Origin of the sequence: Legionella tunisiensis, assembly GCF_000308315.1 — a bacterium.
GTDB lineage: Bacteria > Pseudomonadota > Gammaproteobacteria > Legionellales > Legionellaceae > Tatlockia > Tatlockia tunisiensis.
The window spans coordinates 1-1,407 of sequence record NZ_CALJ01000191.1 but is presented as its reverse complement, the minus strand read 5'-3'; the positions used below and the strand labels follow the sequence as shown (position 1 = coordinate 1,407).

Genomic DNA, 1,407 nt, shown 5'->3' with positions numbered 1-1,407 from the left:
TACACCTTTGCAAAATGGCAGAGTAACATTTTGCCATAAATCCTGGGTATACCCCGGTTGAAGGGCTTTTACATAGCTTATAATTGCTTCCAAAGCTCGATTAACGGCCTTTTCATCTTCAATTATTGCAAGACAATACATAAAGTGAATAGTATTAAAACCAGTATATTGTTCATAAGGATGTTGATTTAAATGGCTGGCAATATCCTTAAATAAATGATCCTGTGGAAATCCTGCCATATCCAAACGCCAGAGTAAGGAAATAGCATCAAGCTGCTCTGACACCGTATCGGGCCAGATACCAAAAATACTTGAACTAAAAGCCCGATTGCCTCAGTTTCCCTACGATTTGCCAAATAAAATAAGGCAAGATGCCAACTATTATGTCCTTTGAGTAAAGGCAGAATCTTTTCCCAGCTGGGCTGTAATTTTCGTAAACAGCTGATTCCTCCGCTAAGGTCATTCTGCAAAAGATAAACATGCGCCAGAGTATGGTGAGCCCACGGAGTAAGTAAATCCATATCGATTGCTTGTTCTGCCATCGCCTTCGCCTGACTATAGTGACCGCATAATTCGAGAGCAAATGAGTGGATAGCTAAAAAATGAGACTCATCTTGATTTTCAGGTGCGCTTTTTTCGCAAAGAGCTAAGAAGCGTTTTGCTTGAAAAGCTTGACCACTACAATAAAAAAGCCATTCAGCAAATTTTATGGCTAAGGTATCGCGTGGGAAAAGTGCTGCAATACTGGTAAACAGGCTGATAGCACACTCATAATCCAATCGCTGCCAGGCACGTACTGCTTGATAAGTCAGTTTTTCACGTAAATTGGCAGTTCTAAGGCATTTTTCAGCTTGTAATAAATACGCTGTCGCATTATTCGTTGCGGTATGCTCTTGTCCATATAAATAAAAGGCAGCTGCGTAAGTTTGGATTAACAAATTATCAGCATGATTTTTAGCTGACTCCAATATAGCATCAGCGGATTTCCCAAAACTTATTATTTGCTGGTGAAAATGATCAATATCTTTAATGGATTGCGTTGAATCGGTTGTAACGGCTAGCCCTCTTGCTGTTTTCATAATAAGCCGTGATTGTTATGAATATAAAAAAGCATAGCATAATTCTTTATTTAAATTGAGAGAATTAGGACTCCATTAACTCATTGCTTCTTCATCAGACATGAATTACAAATTTAATGAATATCTACTATTTACGTTCATCTTGTTTCTTTTTTCTGCTTTAGTTTGACAAGAGATACTATTGGAGTCAACTTTGCACTTAGGATATCAACAATATCATTCATAGTTATACTTTGCTTATGCGGGTACGAGAATACTCTATACTATTTTACACAATGAGTTGAGCTCATCCAGCCTGTCGTAAAAATAAGTGATGCAAAAATAACTT

General features: G+C 37.6%; 1 protein-coding gene and 1 pseudogene. Both read right to left on the bottom strand.

The window, feature by feature from the left end; genetic code table 11:
• A pseudogene (locus BN58_RS34045) lies at nucleotides 1–240 on the bottom strand (tetratricopeptide repeat protein); the annotation flags it as partial.
• Nucleotides 189–1,079: a hypothetical protein gene (locus BN58_RS24600; protein WP_051131898.1), complete on the bottom strand. Its 891-nt coding sequence runs from the start codon at nucleotides 1,077–1,079 to the stop codon at nucleotides 189–191. The pseudogene BN58_RS34045 and the gene BN58_RS24600, both read right to left, overlap by 52 nt.
• Nucleotides 1,080–1,407 lie beyond the last annotated feature (328 nt).

Coding starts and splice junctions, on each gene's coding strand:
- BN58_RS24600 (WP_051131898.1), bottom strand. CDS start 1,079: ATGAAAACAGCAAGAGGGCTAGCCGTTACAACCGATTCAACGCAATCC.